The following is a 22,196-nucleotide window of genomic DNA, read 5'->3' as shown; positions in this document are numbered from 1 at the left end:
GATGATGGCAAACGAAATTTTGGTATTGGGTGCAACGGGGAAAATCGGGAAACGGGCGGCAGGCAAACTCCAAAAAATGGGAATTCCGGTCCGGGCTGGCTCCAGGAATGGAAACCCTCCTTTTGACTGGGACAAACCGGGGAAAGCCAGTCAAGTCGGGGTTTGGAACAGCTAAAATCAACAACGATGGCTTTTTATCAGCTTGTTCAAATCGTAGTGGTATTGCTGACGGGTTTGGTAGCGGGATTATTTTACAGCTATGCCTGTTCCGTAACGGGAGCGTTGGGTAAACTGCCCGACAGGGAATACGTAATGACGTTCCAGTCGATTAACACCGCCATATTGAACGCCTGGTTTTTTGTGAGTTTTATGGGTAGCCTGATGGTTCTGCCGCTGGCCACCTGGCTTTCCTATCGGGCAGCGGTTCATTTTTCATTTTGGTTATTGCTGTCGGCTACCGCCGTATATATTGTGGGGGTGTTTGGGGTAACCATATTGGGGAATGTGCCTTTAAATAATATGCTGGAGCGTTTTAATATGGATACCGCTACTCCGCAAGAGCTATCTTCGTTGAGGGAACGGTTTGAGCGTCCTTGGAACCAATTGAATTTAATCCGTACGATAGCGGCAATTCTCAGCTTTTTACTGACGATTTTGTCCCTTAAGTTAAAAACGTAAAAAAATAATTCATCAATAACAAAAACAATAGAACATGAACGCAACAAAGATTACAGTGGAAACCACGGTAAAAGCACCGGTGGAAAAAGTATGGGAACGGTATACTTCCCCGGAACATATTGTAAAATGGAACAATGCTTCAGACGATTGGCATACCACAAAAGCGGAAAATGATGTGCGAGCCGGCGGCAAATTCCTTTCGAGAATGGAGGCCAAGGATGGTAGCTTCGGTTTTGACTTTGAAGGTGTATACGATGACGTAAAGGTAAACGAACGCATTGCCTATACCATGACCGATGGAAGAAAGGCCGAAATCATCTTTACGGGTGAAAATAGCGACACCAAAATGACCGTAACGTTTGATGCCGAAAATGAAAACCCAATTGAAATGCAACGGGAAGGATGGCAGGCAATTCTGGATAGTTTTAAGAAATATACCGAAGCAAGCTGACAAAGAAACCATAAAACGTATCGCGATGAGGACAATAACCTTAGGCATGTTAGCCATATTATGGTGTTCGTTCTGTTTTTCTAAAATGATAGACGAGATGAAACTGGACAGCGTCTATGTTTGCGGCCATAGCGACGGAGGAAAAGCGGCAAAAGGAGAGGTATAATTTGAATTAGTCACGACTTAATCTGACAGTTACGATTAGAAAAGTAACTTTAACAGATTAAGTAATATGACAACACAACAAAAAATCATCAAGAACAAGTTAGGAGTATTAGAGCTTGCACAGCATCTGGGCAACGTATCGAAGGCGTGCAAAGTGATGGGCTATTCCCGTGATAGCTTTTACCGTTTCAAGGAATTGTATGAACAAGGAGGCGAATTAGCCCTGCAGGAAATCTCCAGGTGTAAGCCGATCCTGAAGAACAGGGTTGAGGAACATGTCGAACGTGCAGCGGTTGAAATGGCCATAGACCAACCTGCGTTTGGCCAACTGCGGGCAAGCAACGAACTGAAGAAAAAAGGTGTCATTATTTCCCCGGGCGGGGTCAGGAGTATCTGGCTGCGTCACGATCTCCATACTTTCAAACTTCGTTTAAAAGCACTGGAAGCCAAATCGGCACAGGAAGGCGTTGTGCTGACCGAGGCACAGCTGGCCGCATTGGAACGTGCCAGGGAAGAGAAAAAGGCCGTGGGCGAAATCGAGACGCACCATCCGTGTTATCTTGGCGCACAGGACACCTATTACGTTGGGAACATCAAGGGTGTTGGCCATATTTACCAGCAGACGTTCATCGACACCTACTCCAAAGTGGCCTTTACAAAGTTGTATGACCGTAAAAACGCCTTGGTGGCCGCCGATATGCTCAACGACCGTGTGGTGCCTTTTTATGAAGAGCATGACCTGAGACTGCTCCGGGTGTTAACCGATCGGGGCACAGAATACTGCGGTGCAAGGGAACACCACGAGTACCAGCTCTATCTTGCCATCGAAGATATAGACCATAGCAAGACAAAAGCTAAAAGCCCGCAGACCAACGGAATCTGTGAACGCTTTCACAGGACCATCCAGGAAGAGTTCTACGCTGTTGCATTCCGGAAAAAGGTATACCGGGGCATTGACGAATTACAGCATGATCTGGACAAATGGATGGTCTATTACAACAATGAGCGCACCCATACGGGAAAATACTGCTACGGAAAAACTCCAATGCAGACGTTTGTGCAGAGCAAACCGTTAGCGCACGAAAAGTTGTTGGAAGCATTATCCGAAGACCATTTTGTGCCTAAGCCCTCCTCCACACAGAGAGAGGGCGTGCCACAAAATGAGTCTGTCGGGTTTGAAGAAAATGGAGTATATTAGCAGAGAACAACTGACAGTTTTTTAAAACCCATGACTGTCAGATCAAGTAGTGGCTATTACATATAATTGTTAGGTTCTTAAAATTTTTTCCATTTTTCGTCCTTTGGCTAGTTCGTCCACCAACTTGTCTAAATATCTTGCTTGTTTGGTCAACGGATTTTCAATTTCTTCTATTCTGTAACCACAAATTACACCTGTTATTAGTTGTGCCTTTGGGTTTAATTTTGCTCGTTGAAAAAACGTTTCAAACGTTACTTTTTCGTCAATGAGTTTTTGCAATTTTTTCTCATCAAATCCTGTCAGCCATTCAATCACTTGGTGCAATTCTTTAACGGTTCTACCTTTGCTTTCTACTTTTGTTACATAATGCGGATACACCGATGAGAAAGTCATTTTTGCAATGCGTTCATTATGTTTGTCAGTTATTTGCATTTCTGTTCTTGTATTAAATGAGTGAATTTTATTGTTACATACTTGTTTGTGTATGCTGTTTCTTTCTTAAAATCAAAGCACTTACCAGTGCAACCACTAAACCGATGGGTAGCACTTCGGAATAAGTAATCAAAATTACAAAAAGTGGGCTTTTGTACATTTCTTTGAAGTTTGCCATTTCTTTTGTTTTGGCTGTGCCGTTGGTGTACCTGCTCAGATTAATAAGTTCGCGTGTAATTTTTCTACCTCTGTTTATCCATTTTCTGTAAGAATTGACATGAACCTATATCTTTTTTCACTCGTAGCAGTTATCTGGCAAATGACCGTTAACTCCCAAATATACGCAATAATCTTTTGCATTGACGGAGACACATGGTTTGCGGCATAGTCAGGTTACACATTTGTTCGAATATGGCGTCATTTCGTACTACTGAAAATGGATTAAGTACGACAATTAAAAAGCGTCTCATGGTAGACAATTAGTATCCGATACATGGATGGGGCTTACTTGGTCTCCCGATTTTAATACTGGGGAATCATTTTATATTTGTTTATAAACTATTCGCATATCCTTATGAAGAGAAACTTATTGAATAACCTTAACCATGTATTTGGAGAATTGGTGAATGCCGGAATACTTACACTGATCAAAGATGGACGGGAAGTGTTTTCTTTGAAAAACACGAAAGAGAAGACCTTACTCCAGTACTTTAGCCATCGTATTGAAATAACGGCAGGATGCCCATAGCCTTTTATTTCCGATGACATAGAAGCGCTTCTTGGCTCTGGTCAATGCGACATTCAACATATTTGGCTTCTGGGAAGCCCAGTTTCTCGCCCCGGCAGATTTGGGGTCACTCCCCAGTACCAGAAAAACAACATCGGCCTCTTTGCCTTGAAATTTGTGAATAGTTCCGGAAGCCACTTTCTTTTGACCTTTCAACTGCTCACTACAGTACGAAGCAATGGATTTGAACGGGGAAATTACGTAAATATTACCAGCATAACCCGTCCTTCGCAATTCAGAAATCTTTTGGATCAAAAAGTCGATTTCTTCTTTCACCACGTGCCTGTTGATAAGCGTAGGCTCGGTATTAATATCAAACCAGCACGATGTCCCAATAAATGGTTCGTCGGAGTTGGCGTTGATAGCTTTTACCATTTGGTTGCCATAGGCAATTTCATTGGCAATGGAAAACATAGGATCGTCACAACGTCTATGGGTTCTCAGCGGGAAACCTGTCCATATTTTCTCATCTTGGTCTCCAACATCCATGTATGTTCCTGATAAGGATACCCTATCTGCCAATTGCTGCACGGATACCCGATAGGGCGACCAATCCACCTTGACAGTATACTCATTTCTGAGCTTTGAAACCAATTTCTCGGGGATGGTAACCACGGGTTCTACCTGTAACGGATCTCCAACGATAACGCATCGTTTGGCACGGTGTATCAATCCGGCCGCCGACTGTGGGGTCGCTTGGCCTGCCTCGTCGATAAGCAGCCAGCCGATCTGCTGTTTGCTCGTCTGGGGGAAAAGCCTGCTTACCGATGCTAGTGTGGTGGACACGACCGGCACGCAAAGGAAAAAGGTGTCCCACAGGTTTTGAGCGATAGTTTTATCTACTTTGACCCATCCAGCTGTCATCTCAAAATAGGCGATCAGGTTGTTCCTGATTTTTTTGGCATTTACAAGAATGGCAGCACGGTGCAACTGCAGTGCGGCGATGAATATATCACTTCTTAACTTGGCAATTTTCGGTGAATGGTAGGGATTAAGAAGATGGACCTCAGACAGATCGCTTTGATGGAAATCGATATTAACCAAGTTTTTGGCAGCTATCCCATATTTTTCAGTTAATGTTGTTGCTAAGCTTTCATATTCGGCAAAAAAGGACGCTAACTTGGATAACGAAGCACGACACTCCCTTTGCCTTAATTGCAGAGAGTGGATGGTCTTATTGTTTTCATCAAGTTCCTTTCTGATCTTCGCTAGCTCAGCATTTACGCGCTGCAATCCTGTCAGTATTTTTTCCGCTTCAGCGTCCCATTTCTGAAAACTGCCTGTCTTAAAAAGCTTTTGAATAAAGAAAAAAGAAGGTTTGCGTTGGTTATGCAGATGTGACAAGGATAACGTCCGGTCGGCATCGTTTTTTGTTCGCTCTTCTTTTTCAGCGATACACTGTCTTTCTGTTGATAGCCGGGACAGCTTTTCTGTTAGTTCTCTCCGTTCATACTCGAGTCTTGATTTTTTCTTTTTGCGCTCGATATACAAAGGCAGTTGCCCATGAAACGAGTCGGCAGCTTTCCTAAACTTGCCAAACTCATTGAACAAAGACTGGAAGGTTTGATTGTATTGCTCGAATAATTCGCAGTATCTGTCTACGTCATCATTTTCAGCGTCCTTGTAAACCGAGTGCAGCAAATCATTGAACCCAAGGGTATCTTTATCCCTGTCGGATTGCCAGAATGCTTTTTTGAACGTATTCCTGTTTTTGGAATTTCCTAATGCTGCAGCCAATACACCCCAGCTTTCTTCGTCGATAATAGTCCCTGCACATTCCGAAAAATAATCGGCCTCCGGAAATATCGATACATCAATCTTGCTCTTGAGCGGAAGTTCCTTGCTGATATTCTCTACGGCAGCGTTGTTGTTGCTGGCAACGACAATACCGAAGTTTCTTTTTAACGCAGGGGCAAGGTTATACGTATATTGGGTATAGCCGGATTCCTTTTCAATTTTTATATACCCCTTTCCAAATAGATCATTACACCCTAGCCCTGAAATTGCCTTCGCTCGGTCAACGATAATCTCTGCAATGACATCGAGCAGCAACGTGGTTTTACCAGTGCCCGGTGGGCCGTTTACACCCTGCAATCCCTCACCGTTCCGTAAGTTTGCAAAAATGGTATTAACGGCACCGACCTGGGCAGAATAGAGGCCATATTCGATGTTGGATGGCCACCGACCCGATGTCATTAGGTTGGGAGCTATCGTTTCAAGAAGTAGCTGTTTGTTTTGGATCAAATCCTTTCGCTGCTTCTTCGAAGGTTTTAAAGTGAGGTAGCTTTGAAGGGCAATCCCAAGTTTTTTTTCTTCAAGGGAAGACAGGTAGTTCAAATCATCCAGATAGAAACTGTTCAGAAATCCCGAATTAGGCTCACTGTCTTTGGGTACCTCTTCCATCAAAACAAAAATCCTGATATCGTCCTTCCACCAAGGATTGTGTTCTTTTAAATATCTTACCTCTCTTTTCAGGTGTTCGTGGTAAACAATTTCTCCTCTCGTTGTTTCTTCAATATCTTCTTCGGAAATTCCCCGTGGAATATTGTATCGTTCCAAAAAATCTTCCCGTGCCTGACCTAAAGCTTCGGCCACAGAAGAAAGTTCTTTTTCCTTTTCCAGGGCATGGATGCCAAAGGTATAGCTTGCGGCAACATAGCTGTCTTGTTGAGGACAGCCTTCTTCGTCCAGTATCAATGCAGAAAAACAGCTATGTCCCCGTGCTGGTTCCTCCCAATCATTGGTAATGTCCGCTTTCAGTAAGGTATTGAGATGGTCAATGATCTGTTTCTTTTCAATCTTTCCAAAGATCAGCGTATAGCGCCACTTATAGTGTTTTTTTGCAGGGCGATGTTGTTCCAACCACGGTAATTGGTCGCCGCTTGCCAAAAGTGAAGCATCTTCATTAAAATCGGGAAGATCAAAGATTTCAACATCCCTCCAAAACTGTAAAATAGCTTGTTGTTTCAATTTTTATTCTTCTAAATCGGCCAAACCTCCAATTTATTAGCGTAAGACTTACTTTTAACAAATATATAATAAAGCCACACAACATGGCAACGATTAAATACCCATCCCAATGAGAAATCGAACTTGGAAAAATGCCGTGAAGACACCTGAAGCGAGTTTTTTAGGCAGTCTTACACGATAGCTGAAGGATTGTGGTCACAAAACCGAATGCCAAATGACTGGATGGTAACAGGATGGTTCACAGATTTTTATTGGCATAAAAAAAGGAGATAATCCATTATATGGAATCTCCTTAAGTAGCCCGTAGGGGAATCGAACCCCTGTTTCAAGAATGAAAATCTTGCGTCCTAACCCCTAGACGAACGGGCCTTTTTTATTAATCCGAACCACAGCCCTCTGTTTTTCGGTCTGCAAAGATAGGAGTATTTCCGTTCGTTGCAAGAAATTTTTTACAGAAATTGTAAGTAATCATTAAATAGTTGCCGAACCACAAAAAATGCCTCATCATGAATTACCTGCTACCCCATGCCGCTGCTGGTTGGATGATCTCTAATCACACTGTATCCAACATGCTGCAACCAGGCATCAATAAAGGCTGCTACGCTTCATTAGGGGTATAAAGGGCGAATTGCCCGAAAGTCGATCTCTTTGCGCAGGATTTATCGTTTATCTACACTGTATTTGCCGGGACCTATAAACGCAAAGCCTAAAAAGACAATCCCCATCTCAATGGCATGCGATGCACCCTTTAAGCCATCTCCGGCACCCAAATGGTGTAAGGAAGCAATGAGCATGGTAAACGCCATGGTTAACGCCACAGGTCTAAAAAAGAAGCCGATGAGAAAGAACAATCCCCCCAAGGTCTCCGCAAGGGCTGCCAGCAATCCCCAAACCAATGGTAAAAAGGTAATGCCAATCTCTCCCATGGCGCCGCCGACTCCTTCCCATAGTTTGGGTCCACCCAATAACTTGGGATACCCGTGCATAATGAACATCACACCCAAGCCGATCCGGACAAGTAGCATACCTGTGTTTTTAAAATTGCTCCATGACGATAGTGCAGCCATATTGTTTTTTATTTTGAATGATAACGATGAAACGTGAATTTATTCTTCCTGTTATTTTATTACGCGCAAATTGACTTATCTTTGCGCAAAGATGCAAACGGCGGGATTCATTTTTCTGTAAAATTGAATCCGTTACCTACTAAATAACAACAATACATTGAGTAACACTACTTTTCCTTTCAAACGTTATACGATTACGTCGGCATTGCCTTATGCCAACGGTCCACTGCATATCGGACACCTTGCAGGTGCCTACATTCCCGGAGACATCTACGTACGCTTTCTGCGCCTTAATGAAAAGAATGTGGTATACGTCTGCGGTTCGGATGAACATGGCGCCGCTATTACCATTAAAGCGAAGAAGGAGGGGACAACCCCTCAGGCCATCATCGATAAATACCACACCCAAATCAAAAATAGCTTCGAGCAATTCGGGATTTCCTTTGATATCTACCACCGCACTTCGGAGAAAATACATCACGAGCTTTCGCAGGAGTTTTTTCTGAATCTCTACGAGAAAGGGGAGTTTATCGAACAGGTGACCGAGCAATATTATGACGAGGAATTCCATCAGTTCCTGGCGGATCGGTACATCACGGGCACCTGTCCCAATTGTAAAAATGACGGCGCATACGGCGACCAATGCGAGAAGTGTGGTACCTCTCTTAATCCAACCGATCTGATCAATCCCATTTCCACACTTAGCGGCAAGCCGCCGGTACTTCGGGAAACCAAGCACTGGTATCTGCCACTGGACAAATACCAGCCCTGGCTCGAAAAGTGGCTGTTGGAGGGAAAAAAAGACGTCCTGAAGCCAAACGTATACGGACAATGCCGTTCGTGGCTCAAATCCGGATTACAGCCCCGTTCCATGACACGCGATCTGGATTGGGGCGTAGATGTACCGCTGGAGGAAGCCCAAGGCAAAAAATTATATGTATGGCTCGACGCTCCGATCGGTTACATCTCCGCGACAAAGCAATGGGCGTTGGACACCGGGAATGATTGGGAGAAGTATTGGAAAAAACAGCCGGATCCAGCGGATGATGCATGCTTGATTCACTTCATCGGGAAGGATAACATCGTGTTCCATTGCATTACGTTTCCGAGTATCCTGCATGCGCATGGCGAATACATATTGCCGGAAAATATACCCGCAAATGAGTTTCTGAACCTCGAAGGGGATAAGCTCTCTACATCGCGCAATCACGCGGTATGGTTGCACGAGTATTTGGAAGAATTTCCGGGTAAACAGGATGAATTGCGTTACGTGCTGACATCGATCCTGCCCGAGACATCGGATAGCGAATTTACCTGGAAAGACTTCCAGGCACGCGTGAATAATGAGCTAGTGGCTATTTTTGGTAATTTTGTAAACCGTGTACTGGTGTTGTCGCACAAGTATTTCGATGGCAAAGTAATGCCGGCTGGTGACTTGACGGATACCGATCGGCTAATTTTCTCAGAATTGGAACGTTACCCCAAACACATTGCTGGCTCAATTACTCAATTCCGTTTTCGCGAAGCATTGGCGCAGTTTATGAATGTAGCGCGCCTTGGCAACAAGTATTTAGCCGATTCTGAACCCTGGAAACTCATCAAAACCGATGAAGAGCGGGTGAAAACTGTTTTAAACGTGAGTTTGCAATTAGCAGCCAATTTGGCAATTATGGCACAACCATTTTTGCCGCGTACTGCGCAACGTATGTTTGATATGTTTAATTTTTCCGAGCGCGGTTGGCGGGATGCCGGGAGTAATACCCTGTTGCCGGCGGGACATCAGCTGGGACAAGCACAACTGCTATTTGAAAAAATAACCGACGAACAGGTGAAGGCTCAGCTGGCAAAACTTAGCCAGGCAAAGGAAACCAACGCAAAACTCACCAAGGAATTGCCCGAAGCGAAAAGTAACATCGTTTTTGAGGATTTCGTAAAAATGGACATCCGTTCGGGGAAAATTCTTGCGGCAGAGAAAGTAGCCAAGACTAAAAAATTGCTTAAGTTGACGATCGATACCGGCATCGACAAACGTACCGTTGTGTCGGGTATTGCAGAGTTTTTCAACCCCGAAGAAATCGTTGGAAAACAGGTATCCATCTTGGTAAATCTTGAGCCACGTGAAATCAAGGGCATTCTGTCGCAGGGCATGATCTTAATGGTGGAAGATGCCGACGGCCGTTTGGATTTTGTGGCTCCTCACACCTCAGTGCAAACGGGAAGCGTAATCCGGTAATCGGGGTTATTAGGTCATTAATGCGATAACTTCTTTGGCGGTTTTTACGTCGTGCACACGAAGGATCTGCACGCCCTTCGTCAGGAGGAGTGTGTTGAGTACTGTGGTGCCATTTAACGCTTCTTCCGGGGTTATGCCTAGCTTTTTATAGATCATTGACTTGCGGGATACGGCACCGAGGATGGGTAATCCATGAACATGGAGCTCTTCCAGCCGGTTGAGTAGGTCATAGTTTTGCTGCAATGTTTTGGCAAAGCCAAAGCCGGGATCCAGGATGATATCCCTAACACCCAGTTGCCGTAGCGCTGCTATTTGTGTTCCGAAGAATAGCGTAATGTCTTGTGCCGGATCTACGTAGTTTGTTAGCTGTTGCATGGTGTCAGGTGTACCCCGCATATGCATGAGGACATAAGGCACTTGTAATTCCGCAACTGTGGCGAACATTTGTCCATCCAATGTGCCGCCGGAAATATCGTTGATGATATGTGCCCCTGCTTCAATGCAGGCACGCGCCACTTCGGCGCGGAAGGTATCTATGGACAGGATGCTTGCTGGGAATCGGCGGGTAACAGCCTCAATCACCGGGAGGAGTCGGGTTCGCTCTTCATCTGCCGTTACATCTGCAGCGCCGGGACGGGAAGAATACGCTCCGATGTCAAGGATATCGGCACCTGCCGTAAGTAATTTTTCAGCATGTATTAATGCCGCCTCCGTCGAGTTATATCGCCCGCCGTCGTAAAAGGAATCCGGTGTAATGTTCAAGATACCCATTACTTTTGGCGAGGAGAGATCAATCAGTTTGCCACCTGCATTCATCTTAGTTGATCACCCGTTATGATCTTACGCAAACATACATAAAACTTTTTCCTATTCGTTATCTGCGGAGAAACGAGAACTTACCTCCCGGTTCCAGCTTCATCACCATGGAAGCCTGTTTTTCCCGATCATCATCCTGACCATAGCTCGCTACATAGTCCACACCATTGATGATTTCCTGGGATATTTCTGAGAAATTTTTCGGGGCATGTTGCCCACTGAGATTTGCCGACGTAGATACCAACGGTTTACGGAAGCGTTGGAGCAAGGGGCTGCAAAAAGGATGATTCACGATCCGAATCCCGATGCTGCCATCCTCCGCGATTAAGTTTGAAGCCAAGTTTTTGGCTCCCGAATACACAATCGTAAGCGGACGTTCGGTATATTCGATGAGTTGGTAGGCGATTTCAGGTACTTCATCCACATAACCCGGCAGCTTATTCTCGTTATCCAACAATACGATCAAGCTTTTGCGTTGATCACGCCCTTTAAGCTGATATACGCGCTCCACAGCGGCCGGATTGGTGGCATCGCAACCGACACCCCATATCGTATCCGTAGGGTAGAGGATCAGCCCTCCCGCACGCAACACATCAAGTGCTCTGTTGATGTCAGATACAGGGATGCTATTGGACATAATCGATAAATATCCGTCAAATGTGTTATCCACATTCCCTCATTAAACTGCTACACTGTGCTCCCGTAAGGCATCGTTGAGCGAGGTCTTTTTGTCGGTCGACTCCTTGCGTTTGCCGATGATCAATGCGCAGGGTACTTGGTATTCGCCCGCGGCGAATTTTTTGGTGTAAGACCCCGGAATAACCACCGATCGTGCCGGTACAATACCTTTGTATTCTATGGGTTCGGGACCGCTTACGTCGATGATTTTGGTCGAAGCAGTAAGCACTACATTGGCACCTAGTACGGCTTCGGTTTCTACGTGCACGCCTTCGACGACGATGGCACGCGATCCGACAAATACGTTATCTTCAATAATCACAGGAGCGGCTTGTACAGGTTCCAAAACGCCACCAATGCCCACACCACCACTAAGGTGTACATTTTTGCCGATTTGTGCACAGGAGCCTACGGTTGCCCATGTGTCGACCATGGTGCCTTCATCTACATAGGCGCCGATATTCACATAAGAAGGCATCATAATAACCCCTTTTGCCAAATACGCCCCATAACGTGCGATTCCGTGCGGAACTACGCGCACACCCAGTTCCTTGTAATTGGTCTTGAGCTGCATCTTATCATGGAAAACAAAAGGCCCTGTTTCGATAACTGCCATCTGACGGATGGGGAAATACAGGATAACCGCCTTTTTTATCCAATCGTTGACATGCCAGCGCGATCCAATGGGTTCCGCCACCCGCAATTCACCCCGATCCAATTGCTGGATGACGGTCTCGATGGCTTCTTGGTACTCTTTGTATTCCAAAAATTGCCGATTTTCCCAGGCATCTTCAATCAGTTTCTTCAATTCTTTGATCATAATGAATAGCGTAACAGACTTTATAGGCTGCAAAGAAAGCAAATTATAATGACTTCACCTTTTTTATTCCTATTTTTCCTTGCGAAGTCGTCCGTTAACAGCACCGAGCAAGCTCATCAACCCGCGTTTATATACGATGCAGTTTATTGCATATAAACGCGGATTTATCTAAGTTTGTCTCATGGCTGAGATTGAAAAGCTACGCGTGGATAAGTACCTTTGGGCTATCCGGATCTTCAAAACACGAAGTTTGGCAACAGACGCTTGCAAAGCTGGCCGGGTGAAATTCAATGGTCAGAATGTCAAGCCATCCCATGTGGTGAAAATTGGCGACACCTACCACATACAGAAGGGGGTGGAAAAGAAAGTAGTGGAGGTAACAGCACTGCTGGATAAGCGGGTGGACGCAAAAACGGCGGCCAACTTTTATCAGGATCGCACACCCTTGGAGGAAACCTATGGATATAAGGCTATGTACCATGCGCCGATGCTGAAGCGGGATCGCGGAGCAGGTCGCCCGACGAAAAAGGACCGCCGGGAAATTGATGAACTGAAAAATGACGGGTGGGATAAAGACTAAGGGATATTGAATTTCTGCGCCTCGATATTTACCAGCGCTGCGGCAATGGGGTAGCTAATGTTGTGGGTCGTATCGTCTGTAGTAAAGCGTGTAGGCAGAACCAATCCTCCTCCAATGTCCTTGAATCCGCTGACAGCAAATCGATTTTGATCCTGATGTGATAGCCATTGTTGGACCCGTCCGGTTTGAGCATCTACATACAGCTGACCGTCAACGGTAGCTTCAAAACTTGTTTTATGGTTTTTAATGTCCACTACGGTGAAGCGTTGGGATCCGATCAGTTTCTCGCCGGTTACTGTCAGGGAAACACGATCGCCCTCCAGCACGGTGGGTAAGAAAAGCAGGTAAGCATCCCGTTCAAATTCCGCTGAAGCCTCTTTAATTACGTCTGCTGAAGTCTTGGGATTTGACAGTTTCTCACCGTTAATGTACACAGTACCTTTGTGGGTTTTGATATTAAACAATGCGATAACCGATTCGTCGTCCGTGGTAACTCCCTCAAAGCGGCAATAGCCATCTTGTTTATCCCAAAGGTACGTCCGTTCTCCTTGTGTAAAAGACGAATTGCCTCCACCGATACAGCTAAACATAAAGTAACGGGCATTTTGCCAATTTTCTTTTCCGCCGATTGCTTCCCAGAGTTTATTGGCAAGGCCGGTTTGGGAGCCTTGGCCGAATGCCGTTGCAATACCGCCAAGAAGCATGAAGAAGAGGTTCAGTTTGAGTTTGGTGAAATTGTGCATCATCTCTTTAACTCTTTTTTTCAAATAGCTTGCTAGCTATGTTGAAAACGCAAAAAACACGAATGATAGCAATATAATATTCAAACAATGGTAACAACTACCGGACTCGTTTTGTTTTAGGATATGAATTATAGGCTGGGCAGGTTTTTCTTGAACAGGACTGTAACGATAACGAAGCCACTATAGTCAGTATAACACAAACAATTAACGTCCTTTTCATCGTATTTAGCTTATTAAGTCAGCGAATACCATAAAATTGGTACCGAATTCCCCTTTTTTATATACCTACACAAGATCAAATCAAGTAGCACTTAATGCCGCCATCTGAATCGCCGTAATTGCTGCCTCCACACCCTTATTGCCATGCCTTCCACCGGCTCTATCCAATGCCTGCTGGAGGTTGTCTGTCGTTAAAACGCCAAAAATAACGGGTTTATTGTGTTTCAAAGCCACGTGGGTAATTCCGTGAGCTACGGCACTGCAGATGTAGTCGAAATGTTTGGTTTCCCCTTGGATTACACAGCCTAGACAAATTACCGCATCCAGCGACGTATCGCGGAGTAGCATATCTGCACCACTGGTCAATTCATAACTGCCGGGCACCTGAATGATTTTAATGGCGTGTTCGTGTGCACCATGTGTTGTCAACGCGTCGAACGCCCCCTCTAACAAAGGACCTGTTACCTCGGCGTTCCACTGCGATACCACAATGCCAAACCGGTATGGACTTGCCGAAGCAACCTCCATATGGGAGAAATCGGATAGATTTTTGTTCTGGGTTGCCATTATAGCCGTGCTTCAGCCCGTGCAATGTAGCTTTCTATAGCCGTAGCTTCCTGACTTTCGGGGAAATCGGACTGAATGCGTTTATAGGTTTCCAATGCTTGCTTAAAGTCGTTTTGCGCTTCGTATACCAATCCCAGTTTTTTAAGAAGCAGCGGAGAAGTAAATGTATTCGAGTTTTTTTCTGCTGCTTTTTTGTAATAGGAAGCTGCTTTCTTGTAATCTTTGAGTTCGGAATATGCATCTCCCAATAGGCCAATAACTAAGGGGTCGAGCACCACGCTACCTGTATTGGTGTATTTCTCCAATGCATTCGCAGCCTCTTGGTACTTGCCTTGGCGCAAATATAATCCGCCTAAATAAGCATTTGCGATGTTAGCTGATTTCGTGTTTTCGTATTCGTCAGCGATCTCTTTAAAACCCGGATAGGAACCATCACCATCAATGGCCCGTTGTTGTAAGGAATCCACCGTGGCATAGGTTTCGGCTTTGAAAAGCTGATCGGCAGCTGTTGCGGCACGTGGGGCTAAATAGAACCGTTGATAACCGATGTAGAGCAACACCAATACAACAATTCCCCCGATGATGAATACCAAACTTTTTTGGTTCTCCAAAATGAAGCTGCCGCTTTTTCTGGCCGGAGCCGGAGCGGTGGTATGACGTTTTCTATTGTCTGACATCTCTGTTTTAAAATTCGGACTGCAAAAATACACTTTTACAAATTATATCCAAGGCTTTTTTCCAACAGTTGTTCAGATGTCATAATCGCTTTCGGATTTTTTGTCCAACTCTTGGTAAACAGAATTGTTGCTCTTGAATTCGGGAACCAGTTCTTTCATTTTCAATACGATCTCCCGTTCGTTTTGGCTTTTTGTGAGGTTAATCAAGTGGCCTATGCGGGATTCTACGGTGTCAAAATCGTACTCCCGCACTTTCGCAATCATGATTTTGTGGTGATGTGTGGGTAGCGTGTTTTCCAGGTCATTCAGTAATTCTTCGTATAATTTTTCGCCTGGTCTCAATCCTGAGTACTGGATACTGATGTCTTTATTGGGAACAAGGCCCGATAATTTGATCATCTTGTTCGCCAGCTCTACGATTTTCACCGATTTTCCCATATCAAACACATAGATTTCACCACCTTTCCCCATCGATCCTGCCTCCAATACCAACTGGCATGCTTCAGGTATAGTCATGAAAAACCGTGTAATCTCGGGATGCGTTACGGTTACCGGACCCCCTTTTTCAATCTGGGACTTAAATCGGGGGATTACCGAACCATTCGAGCCCAACACATTGCCAAACCGTGTGGTGATGAAGCGTGTATGTCCTTCTTCTCGATTACCGAACAGCTCGTTTTTTTGCGAAAGGTGCTGAAAATACGTTTGTACATATATTTCGGCGATCCGTTTGGAGGCGCCCATGACATTTGTCGGATTTACGGCTTTATCTGTGGAAATCATGACAAATTTTTCCACCCCGTATGCTACAGCCAAGCGCGCAAGCAACTGAGTGCCCATAATATTGGTGCGTACCGCTTCCACAGGGTGATTTTCCATCATAGGTACATGCTTGTAGGCCGCGGCATGGTATACATAGTGTGGTTTGAAGGTTTTAAAAAGGGCTTCCATCCGATCTTGATCGCGGATGTCCCCAATGAAGGCATGATATAACTGGTTTTTTTGCAAATCTTCTAGCTCCAGTTGCAGCTCATGCAATGGTGTTTCGGCCTGATCGTTCAAAATGATCATCTGTGGCGAAAATCTTCCCAACTGGCGTGCAATTTCACTTCCAATGGAACCTGCAGCACCCGTTACCAATATACGCTTGCCCGACAGTTGCTGCCGGATGGATTGGTTGTCTATTTTGATGGGCTCCCGCTCAAGTAAATCTTCAATCCGCATTTTCTGGATTTGGTTGGGCGTCACCTCACCATTAATCAGGCGATGCACAGGCGGCATCGTCAGGACCTTGATATTCCGTTCCAAGCATAGATCAACGATGCTGGCTTTTTTTTCGATGGGAATATTATGGGAAGAAATAATCAGCTCGTCTACCTTGTCCTGTTTAATAAGTTGCTCAAAATAATCAGTAGGATAAATACGTACTCCATCGATGATTTTACCTACCTTTTGGAGGTTGTCGTCAATAAACCCGATGACCACATTGTTGGACGTATGATCGTGGTCTAACGTGCGTTTGGCAGCAATTCCCACGTCGCCAGCCCCGTAAATGACAGTTTGCCTGCGGTTCATCTTCATATTCTTTATATATAGAAAGAATAGCTTGACCGTCGACCGGTAGGTAATCAACAGTAAGAAGTTCATCAGGCCATATGCGATTAGCAGGCTGTTGGATAGCAAAGGAGATCGGTTAAGGGCCACTAGAACCACATTGAGTAGAAATAGTGCAACGATACAAAGGGATACGGACGACAAAATCCGAACGGAATCAAGCGCACTCGTATAGCGAACGATACCGGCGTACATCTTCAATCGATAAAACACCATGGTGCTCACAAATAAGACCGCCAAGAGTTTACGGTTAAAATCGGTGGAATGGATGGTGTCGTATGTGAAACTATTTAGCAGAAGCGCCGCAAAAAAGAGCGCAAAGGCACTGCAGCACAAATCGAGCGTAAAAATAATCCAACGGGGAACGATGTTAAATTTATCAAACATCCAACATGATTAAGGCGATGAGCAATTAATTTGCGGCTCAAATATAGTTATTTTATCATTTTAAACAAGTGGTATTGATTTTTTAAGTTGCTATTGTTAAGTAAGTTGAGTAATCGATTTAATCCAATCGCACACAGTTTGCCGGGATTTTATTAAAAGTTTCTTTATTTTCGCATGTTGAACCCGAATTTTTATGGATAAAGTGAGCGCATCATGAGTGAGCTGTCGAAATTGGCGCGTCAGGCATTGTTACAGCCTCAGGAAGCAATGCTTGAGAGGGAAAAAAGGAAAAATAGCCTCTATATTGGGATCCCTAAGGAAATCAGTTTTCAGGAAAACCGGGTGCCACTGACTCCCTTGTCTGTTGCGCTGCTTATTGAAAACGGTCATGAGGTGGTGTTGGAAAGTGGTGCTGGAGAATCGGCCAACTTTCTCGACCATCACTATAGTGAGCAAGGAGCATTGATTGTCCAAAACAAAGAAGAGGTTTATAAAGCCGATATTATTATTAAAATCGCCCAACCCACATTGGCGGAAATTGATATGATGCGTAATGGCCAGGTTTTGCTGTCATCCCAGCAGCCTTCGTTAATGCATCTCGACCATCTGCAGGCGCTCATGAAAAAGAAAATTACGGCATTGTCGTACGAGTACCTGCGAGACGAGGGCAATACGCTCACCGTAGTCCGGGCCATGAGTGAGATTGTAGGAGCGACGTCGGTGTTAATTGCTGCTGAATACCTAAGTAATGTCTTCGATGGCAAGGGGTTGATGTTGGGAGGTATTACGGGAGTGCCTCCTACGGAAATGGTTATTTTGGGAGCGGGAACCGTGGGAGAATTTGCTGCGCGGACGGCGATTGCATTGGGCGCGCAGGTAAAAGTATTTGACAGCTCGGTCTATCGGTTGCGGCGCTTACAAAACAATGTGGGAAGCCGCGTATTTACTTCCGTCATCCAACCCATCGTGCTCCGAAAGGCGGTGATTGGCTGCGATGTTGTCATTGGAGCCATCCGTGCCACCAACGGTCGGAGCCCTTGTATTATAGGCGAAGATACGGTTGCCAAAATGAAGCCGAACTCAGTGTTAATAGATGTGAGTATTGATCAGGGGGGGTGTTTTGAAACGTCCGAAATCACCAACCACGAGAAACCCGTATTCCGGAAGTACGATGTCATTCACTATTGTGTGCCAAACATTGCCTCCCGCGTGGCGCGCACGGCTACCTATGCCCTTACCAATATTTTTACTCCCATTCTGTTGGATATTGGTGAGATGGGAGGTATCATGAACCTGATCTGGGCGAAGCCAGGCGTGAGGAACGCGATTTACCTTTATCAAGGACACCTAACAAATAAAGACATCGCCAATAAATTCAACCTTACCCCTAAGGATTTGGATTTACTTGTTGTTTCTAACCATTAAATACACATAAATCAATGCGAGGATTTCAGCTAATATCTGTTTGTGGATTATTATTTTGCAATATGGCATTTGGGCAAACCGTCATTAATTTGTACGACGATACGGTACCGAACAGTAAACCATCCGCTATGGAGGAGACGTTGACCACGGACGCCAATGGAATAAGCCGCGTTTCAGGGGTGACGGTGCCGACGCTTACGGCATATTTTCCAAAAGTGGGTGTCACCAATACGGGTAAGGCGATTATCATCTGCCCCGGTGGGGGGTATAGTATATTGGCAATCACTCATGAAGGACACGATATCGCAAAGCTGCTTGCCGAGCATGGTATCACTGCTTTCGTATTGAAATACCGGTTGCCGAGTGATGAAATTATGATCGATAAACGTATCGGCCCCCTGCAGGATGCGCAGCGTGCCATTCAGCTGGTGCGGGAACATGCAGACGAATGGGGCATCGCAAAGGACAAAGTGGGAATTGCCGGATCATCCGCAGGCGGGCATTTGGCGGCTACACTTTCTACCCACTACCAGAAAGCCGTGATCGACAATCCAAAAAGGACATCGCTACGTCCCGATTTTTCATTACTGCTATATCCCGTAATTAGTATGCAGGAGGGATTAACCCACGGAGGATCTAAAAAGAATCTGTTGGGCAGCGAACCCAAATCCAAAGACGTTCGGTTGTTTTCTAATGAACTGCAGGTTACCAAAAATACACCCCCGGCTTTTTTAGTACATGCGGAAGACGATACCGCTGTGCCAATTGCCAACAGTGAAGCCTATATAAAAGCGCTGGAGAAATATGGAATTACCGCCCAGCTGACTCGGTATGCGAAAGGCGGGCACGGATTTGGCCTTCATAACAAAACGACTTCGGATAAGTGGTTTGATCATTTTATGGTTTGGCTAGAAGGGATATAGTAGGCAATAGTCTAGGTGTGTCATTCAATGAACCATCTGGAAGCTGGATGATCGCGGGGAGCGATACCAGCTAACCAGTGATTCACAAACACACATTGTATTATAGACGCTTTATACTACGAGAAGTTGCATCGCTGTTAAAAAAAATATAAAGAGCGTGCCTGAAATATAAGTAGTAGAAAATCAAAAAGATATCATTTTTGTGGGATGTAGGGGTGTCCGAAAGTGAACAGTCCGTGTTCCAAAAGCGTACAGTTTGCCCTGTTAAACCTGTAATTTTGGGCTTTCTTATGAACCGATTCAAACGTACTCGTATTGCACCAACTCCAAGCGGATACTTACATTTGGGTAACGTGCTCTCTTTTGCGCTAACTGCGGCTCTAGCCAAACAAACGGGTGCGCACGTTTTATTGCGTATCGATGATTTGGATCAAGCGCGGGTGAAGCAAAACTATATCGACGATATCTTTGAGACATTGGAATTTTTGAAACTCCCCTGGGACGAGGGGCCCAGGACCTATGCGGATTATAAAAATACATATTCGCAGATACACCGGATGCAGTTGTATGAAGATGCATTGCAGCAACTACGGCAGCAAGGACATTTATTTGCCTGTGAATGCTCCCGCTCCGTGCTTTTTGCACGTCATCCGGATGGTGTTTATATGGGAACGTGCCGCGACAAAGGATTGTCTTTGGACAATCCGGGTTACAATTGGCGCATTGATACATCCGGGGCAACGCTTCCACCTAATATGCAATATTTTGTCGTACGTAAGCGCGATGGTTTTCCGGCTTATCAATTGGCTTCCGTGGTGGATGATGTACAGAGTGGTGTCGATCTGATCGTAAGGGGAGAAGACTTGCGTGAATCTACGCAGGCACAGATTTATCTGGCAGGTTTACTGGGCTATGATTCTTTCGTGTCAGCCACGTTTTATCACCACGTCCTGTTGAAGGGTGCTAGAGGCGAAAAATTATCAAAGTCGTCGGGAGCAACTTCCATACAATACCTCCGTAAGCAGGGACAAACCGCAGAAGACATTTATCAGAAGGTAGGACAATTGATAGGAATATCGGAAGTGGTATCCGATTGGGAACAATTTGGAGTAAATTGGCGCAGGTATCTCTGACGACTTCACAAAAAATTAGGACCTTTGTCCCATGGCATTTTCCGCAGAAATCATCGCTTGGTATAACACGCATAAGCGCGACCTGCCTTGGCGGCACACTGCAGATCCTTATGTGATCTGGCTTTCGGAGGTAATCTTGCAGCAAACCCGTGTGGCGCAGGGGTTGCCTTATTTCCACCGATTTCTATCGCATTATCCCACCGTTGCGGCGTTTGCGGATGCACCGGAGGAAGAGATACTCCTTCATTGGCAGGGGTTGGGATATTATTCACGCGCGCGTAACATGCATCATGCCGCCAAAGCTGTAGTGGCGGCGTATGGAGGTGTTTTCCCAAATAGATACAGCGATCTTGTCAAGTTGAAGGGGATAGGCGAATATACCGCGGCAGCAATAGCCTCTTTTTCAGCTAACGAAGCAAAGGCGGTTTTGGATGGCAATGTGTTTCGGGTATTGGCCCGATATTTTGGCATTGACGAGCCGATAAATGCTTCGAAGGGAAAGAAGCTTTTTTTAACATTGGCCAACGACCTACTAGACCCAACCCATCCTGGTCTCTATAATCAGGCAATCATGGAATTCGGCGCCATTCAATGTAAGCCCAGTGGCCCGGACTGTGGAGGTTGTATTCTCCGATTTGACTGTCGGGCGTTAGCTGAAAAACGGGTGAATCAACTTCCAGTTAAAATTAAAGGAAAAACGAGCCGTAACCGTTATTTCAACTATTTCGTTGTAATGAAGGACGATCAAATATTGGTAAACAAACGGGAAAAGGGCGATATCTGGGAAAACCTGTATGAATTGCCGTTGGTTGAGACACCCCAACAAGTAAACCTGCTGGAATTGGCTACGGATGCCAAGGTTGTCGAAGCATTTGGCACAAGGGTCGATCTACGATTAATAACAGGACCGGTAAAACATGTATTAAGCCATCAAAACCTGTTCGCGCAGTTTATCGCAGTGGATATGCACGGGCAATTCGTTGACAAAAAAAAGAAGTGGAATTATGTTTTTATAAAAGATTTGGGTACATTAGCTAAACCGAAGCTTATTTATTCTTTTTTAAAAAATTATAGTATTGAATAAATTACCAAAATATACCTAAATTATGTCAGGCGTCAATAAAGTTATTTTAGTAGGTCATTTAGGAAAAGACCCCGAAATCCGTCATTTAGACGGCAACGTTACGGTTGCAAGTTTCCCGCTGGCCACTTCGGAGATGTATAACAAGGATGGGCGGAGGGTGGAACAGACCGAGTGGCATAACATTGTCATGTGGCGCGGATTGGCCGAGGTTGCCGCAAAGTATTTATTTAAAGGGAAGTTAGTTTATGTAGAAGGCAAGTTAAGAACACGTTCCTACGAAGATAAAGGGGGGGTACGGCGTTATACAACCGAAGTGGTGGCTGATAATTTTACGCTCCTTGGCCGCAAAAGCGATTTTGATACCCCGGATAATGCAGTAGACGACCTGAGTGCCAAGAAAACCGGGGGCGCAAATACTGAGTCGGACGTGGATTTTAAGGAGAACGACGGCGAGGAAGACGCCCTATTTTAATAGCAATATTACACACGCCGACGGCTGATCGCCGAAACTTGATAAGCGAAAGCTGATCGCCGAAAGCTGATAGCTAA

22 protein-coding genes and 1 tRNA gene are annotated in these 22,196 nt (G+C 45.1%); 12 read left to right on the top strand and 11 right to left on the bottom strand.

All coding sequences use genetic code 11. The annotated features are described in order from the left end of the window. Nucleotide 1 precedes the first annotated feature (1 nt). From BMZ56_RS25450 to BMZ56_RS13575, 5 genes are all read left to right on the top strand, one after another. Nucleotides 2-175 (top strand): SDR family oxidoreductase, encoded by a 174-nt coding sequence (locus BMZ56_RS25450; RefSeq protein WP_143072923.1) that lies wholly within the window; start codon nt 2-4, stop codon nt 173-175. 11 nt (nt 176-186) lie between these two features. Continuing rightward, entirely contained in the window at nt 187-678 is a 492-nt protein-coding gene (locus tag BMZ56_RS13585; protein ID WP_090627591.1) for an anthrone oxygenase family protein, read from the top strand. 34 nt (nt 679-712) lie between these two features. Continuing rightward, nucleotides 713-1,129 carry an SRPBCC family protein gene (locus tag BMZ56_RS13580; RefSeq protein ID WP_090627589.1) on the top strand — a complete coding sequence of 139 codons (417 nt, stop codon included), beginning with the start codon at nt 713-715 and terminating at the stop codon, nt 1,127-1,129. Nucleotides 1,130-1,154: 25 nt separating this feature from the next. After that, the gene (locus tag BMZ56_RS25615; protein WP_177195150.1) at nt 1,155-1,295 is read left to right on the top strand and encodes a hypothetical protein; all 141 of its coding nucleotides are present in this window, start codon (nt 1,155-1,157) and stop codon (nt 1,293-1,295) included. 66 nt (nt 1,296-1,361) lie between these two features. After that, a complete protein-coding gene (locus BMZ56_RS13575; protein WP_245893226.1) occupies nt 1,362-2,492 on the top strand; it encodes an IS481 family transposase in 1,131 nt (376 codons plus the stop codon). Nucleotides 2,493-2,561: 69 nt separating this feature from the next. Here the strand turns inward: BMZ56_RS13575 and BMZ56_RS13570 are convergent, their stop codons facing one another. The 4 genes from BMZ56_RS13570 to BMZ56_RS13550 form a co-directional block, all read right to left on the bottom strand. Continuing rightward, nucleotides 2,562-2,924: a DUF2200 domain-containing protein gene (locus BMZ56_RS13570; RefSeq protein ID WP_090627588.1), complete on the bottom strand. Its 363-nt coding sequence runs from the start codon at nt 2,922-2,924 to the stop codon at nt 2,562-2,564. A gap of 697 nt (nt 2,925-3,621) precedes the next feature. Continuing rightward, a complete protein-coding gene (locus BMZ56_RS13560; RefSeq protein ID WP_090627586.1) occupies nt 3,622-6,681 on the bottom strand; it encodes a DEAD/DEAH box helicase in 3,060 nt (1,019 codons plus the stop codon). Nucleotides 6,682-6,978: 297 nt separating this feature from the next. Next, a tRNA-Glu gene (locus BMZ56_RS13555) sits at nt 6,979-7,050 on the bottom strand. Nucleotides 7,051-7,340: 290 nt separating this feature from the next. Then, the gene (locus BMZ56_RS13550; RefSeq protein WP_090627584.1) at nt 7,341-7,748 is read right to left on the bottom strand and encodes a DoxX family protein; all 408 of its coding nucleotides are present in this window, start codon (nt 7,746-7,748) and stop codon (nt 7,341-7,343) included. Nucleotides 7,749-7,905: 157 nt separating this feature from the next. Between BMZ56_RS13550 and metG the strand changes: the two genes are divergently transcribed. Next, nucleotides 7,906-9,981 carry a methionine--tRNA ligase gene (gene metG, locus BMZ56_RS13545; protein ID WP_090627583.1) on the top strand — a complete coding sequence of 692 codons (2,076 nt, stop codon included), beginning with the start codon at nt 7,906-7,908 and terminating at the stop codon, nt 9,979-9,981. Nucleotides 9,982-9,990: 9 nt separating this feature from the next. On the opposite strand, the gene folP is transcribed toward metG, so the two are convergent. From folP to BMZ56_RS13530, 3 genes are read right to left on the bottom strand one after another with little or no spacing between them, the layout of a single operon-like run. After that, entirely contained in the window at nt 9,991-10,797 is an 807-nt protein-coding gene (folP, locus tag BMZ56_RS13540; RefSeq protein WP_090627581.1) for a dihydropteroate synthase, read from the bottom strand. 58 nt (nt 10,798-10,855) lie between these two features. Beyond that, nucleotides 10,856-11,434 (bottom strand): L-threonylcarbamoyladenylate synthase, encoded by a 579-nt coding sequence (locus BMZ56_RS13535; protein WP_090627579.1) that lies wholly within the window; start codon nt 11,432-11,434, stop codon nt 10,856-10,858. A 42-nt stretch (nt 11,435-11,476) separates the two neighbouring features. Continuing rightward, the gene (locus tag BMZ56_RS13530) at nt 11,477-12,295 is read right to left on the bottom strand and encodes a 2,3,4,5-tetrahydropyridine-2,6-dicarboxylate N-succinyltransferase (RefSeq protein ID WP_177195149.1); all 819 of its coding nucleotides are present in this window, start codon (nt 12,293-12,295) and stop codon (nt 11,477-11,479) included. Nucleotides 12,296-12,476: 181 nt separating this feature from the next. On the opposite strand from BMZ56_RS13530, the gene BMZ56_RS13525 reads away from it, so the two are divergent. Continuing rightward, on the top strand, nt 12,477-12,875 hold the full coding sequence (locus BMZ56_RS13525; RefSeq protein WP_090627577.1) for an RNA-binding S4 domain-containing protein: 399 nt from the start codon (nt 12,477-12,479) through the stop codon (nt 12,873-12,875). Here BMZ56_RS13525 and BMZ56_RS13520 read toward each other — a convergent pair. The 4 genes from BMZ56_RS13520 to BMZ56_RS13505 form a co-directional block, all read right to left on the bottom strand. Beyond that, nucleotides 12,872-13,621, bottom strand: a complete 750-nt coding sequence (locus tag BMZ56_RS13520; RefSeq protein WP_090627575.1) for a hypothetical protein — start codon at nt 13,619-13,621, stop codon at nt 12,872-12,874. The two genes, BMZ56_RS13525 and BMZ56_RS13520, sit on opposite strands and share 4 nt — an antisense overlap. Before the next feature lie 297 nt (nt 13,622-13,918). After that, nucleotides 13,919-14,404, bottom strand: a complete 486-nt coding sequence (gene ribH, locus BMZ56_RS13515) for a 6,7-dimethyl-8-ribityllumazine synthase (protein ID WP_090627573.1) — start codon at nt 14,402-14,404, stop codon at nt 13,919-13,921. After that, nucleotides 14,404-15,081 carry a tetratricopeptide repeat protein gene (locus BMZ56_RS13510; protein WP_090627571.1) on the bottom strand — a complete coding sequence of 226 codons (678 nt, stop codon included), beginning with the start codon at nt 15,079-15,081 and terminating at the stop codon, nt 14,404-14,406. The genes ribH and BMZ56_RS13510 overlap by 1 nt, the downstream gene beginning before the upstream one ends. A 72-nt stretch (nt 15,082-15,153) precedes the next feature. After that, entirely contained in the window at nt 15,154-17,082 is a 1,929-nt protein-coding gene (locus BMZ56_RS13505) for a polysaccharide biosynthesis protein (protein ID WP_090627570.1), read from the bottom strand. Nucleotides 17,083-17,295: 213 nt separating this feature from the next. On the opposite strand from BMZ56_RS13505, the gene BMZ56_RS13500 reads away from it, so the two are divergent. From BMZ56_RS13500 to BMZ56_RS13480, 5 genes are all read left to right on the top strand, one after another. Next, nucleotides 17,296-18,507, top strand: a complete 1,212-nt coding sequence (locus tag BMZ56_RS13500; protein WP_090627568.1) for an alanine dehydrogenase — start codon at nt 17,296-17,298, stop codon at nt 18,505-18,507. Between the two features lie 62 nt (nt 18,508-18,569). Next, on the top strand, nt 18,570-19,430 hold the full coding sequence (locus tag BMZ56_RS13495) for an alpha/beta hydrolase (RefSeq protein WP_218146564.1): 861 nt from the start codon (nt 18,570-18,572) through the stop codon (nt 19,428-19,430). A gap of 290 nt (nt 19,431-19,720) precedes the next feature. Further along, on the top strand, nt 19,721-20,563 hold the full coding sequence (locus BMZ56_RS13490; RefSeq protein WP_090627563.1) for a glutamate--tRNA ligase family protein: 843 nt from the start codon (nt 19,721-19,723) through the stop codon (nt 20,561-20,563). Nucleotides 20,564-20,594: 31 nt separating this feature from the next. Beyond that, nucleotides 20,595-21,647 (top strand): A/G-specific adenine glycosylase, encoded by a 1,053-nt coding sequence (mutY, locus tag BMZ56_RS13485; RefSeq protein ID WP_090627561.1) that lies wholly within the window; start codon nt 20,595-20,597, stop codon nt 21,645-21,647. Between the two features lie 22 nt (nt 21,648-21,669). Next, on the top strand, nt 21,670-22,119 hold the full coding sequence (locus tag BMZ56_RS13480) for a single-stranded DNA-binding protein (protein WP_090627560.1): 450 nt from the start codon (nt 21,670-21,672) through the stop codon (nt 22,117-22,119). The last annotated feature ends 77 nt before the right edge of the window (nt 22,120-22,196 follow it).

The sequence above is a fragment of the Parapedobacter indicus genome, assembly GCF_900113765.1.
Taxonomy (GTDB): domain Bacteria; phylum Bacteroidota; class Bacteroidia; order Sphingobacteriales; family Sphingobacteriaceae; genus Parapedobacter; species Parapedobacter indicus.
Note: the sequence above shows the minus strand (reverse complement) of the source record. Positions and strands in the feature narration are given on the sequence as shown.

Excerpts from the sequence above, each read along its gene's own strand:
- BMZ56_RS25450 (WP_143072923.1), top strand. The coding sequence starts at position 2 with ATGATGGCAAACGAAATTTTGGTATTGGGTGCAACGGGGAAAATCGGG.
- BMZ56_RS13585 (WP_090627591.1), top strand. The coding sequence starts at position 187 with ATGGCTTTTTATCAGCTTGTTCAAATCGTAGTGGTATTGCTGACGGGT.
- BMZ56_RS13580 (WP_090627589.1), top strand. The coding sequence starts at position 713 with ATGAACGCAACAAAGATTACAGTGGAAACCACGGTAAAAGCACCGGTG.
- BMZ56_RS25615 (WP_177195150.1), top strand. The coding sequence starts at position 1,155 with ATGAGGACAATAACCTTAGGCATGTTAGCCATATTATGGTGTTCGTTC.
- BMZ56_RS13575 (WP_245893226.1), top strand. The coding sequence starts at position 1,362 with ATGACAACACAACAAAAAATCATCAAGAACAAGTTAGGAGTATTAGAG.
- BMZ56_RS13570 (WP_090627588.1), bottom strand. The coding sequence starts at position 2,924 with ATGCAAATAACTGACAAACATAATGAACGCATTGCAAAAATGACTTTC.
- BMZ56_RS13550 (WP_090627584.1), bottom strand. The coding sequence starts at position 7,748 with ATGGCTGCACTATCGTCATGGAGCAATTTTAAAAACACAGGTATGCTA.
- folP (WP_090627581.1), bottom strand. The coding sequence starts at position 10,797 with ATGAATGCAGGTGGCAAACTGATTGATCTCTCCTCGCCAAAAGTAATG.
- BMZ56_RS13535 (WP_090627579.1), bottom strand. The coding sequence starts at position 11,434 with ATGTCCAATAGCATCCCTGTATCTGACATCAACAGAGCACTTGATGTG.
- BMZ56_RS13530 (WP_177195149.1), bottom strand. The coding sequence starts at position 12,295 with ATGATCAAAGAATTGAAGAAACTGATTGAAGATGCCTGGGAAAATCGG.
- BMZ56_RS13525 (WP_090627577.1), top strand. The coding sequence starts at position 12,477 with ATGGCTGAGATTGAAAAGCTACGCGTGGATAAGTACCTTTGGGCTATC.
- BMZ56_RS13520 (WP_090627575.1), bottom strand. The coding sequence starts at position 13,621 with ATGATGCACAATTTCACCAAACTCAAACTGAACCTCTTCTTCATGCTT.
- ribH (WP_090627573.1), bottom strand. The coding sequence starts at position 14,404 with ATGGCAACCCAGAACAAAAATCTATCCGATTTCTCCCATATGGAGGTT.
- BMZ56_RS13510 (WP_090627571.1), bottom strand. The coding sequence starts at position 15,081 with ATGTCAGACAATAGAAAACGTCATACCACCGCTCCGGCTCCGGCCAGA.
- BMZ56_RS13505 (WP_090627570.1), bottom strand. The coding sequence starts at position 17,082 with ATGTTTGATAAATTTAACATCGTTCCCCGTTGGATTATTTTTACGCTC.
- BMZ56_RS13500 (WP_090627568.1), top strand. The coding sequence starts at position 17,296 with ATGAGTGAGCTGTCGAAATTGGCGCGTCAGGCATTGTTACAGCCTCAG.
- BMZ56_RS13495 (WP_218146564.1), top strand. The coding sequence starts at position 18,570 with ATGGCATTTGGGCAAACCGTCATTAATTTGTACGACGATACGGTACCG.
- BMZ56_RS13490 (WP_090627563.1), top strand. The coding sequence starts at position 19,721 with ATGAACCGATTCAAACGTACTCGTATTGCACCAACTCCAAGCGGATAC.
- mutY (WP_090627561.1), top strand. The coding sequence starts at position 20,595 with ATGGCATTTTCCGCAGAAATCATCGCTTGGTATAACACGCATAAGCGC.
- BMZ56_RS13480 (WP_090627560.1), top strand. The coding sequence starts at position 21,670 with ATGTCAGGCGTCAATAAAGTTATTTTAGTAGGTCATTTAGGAAAAGAC.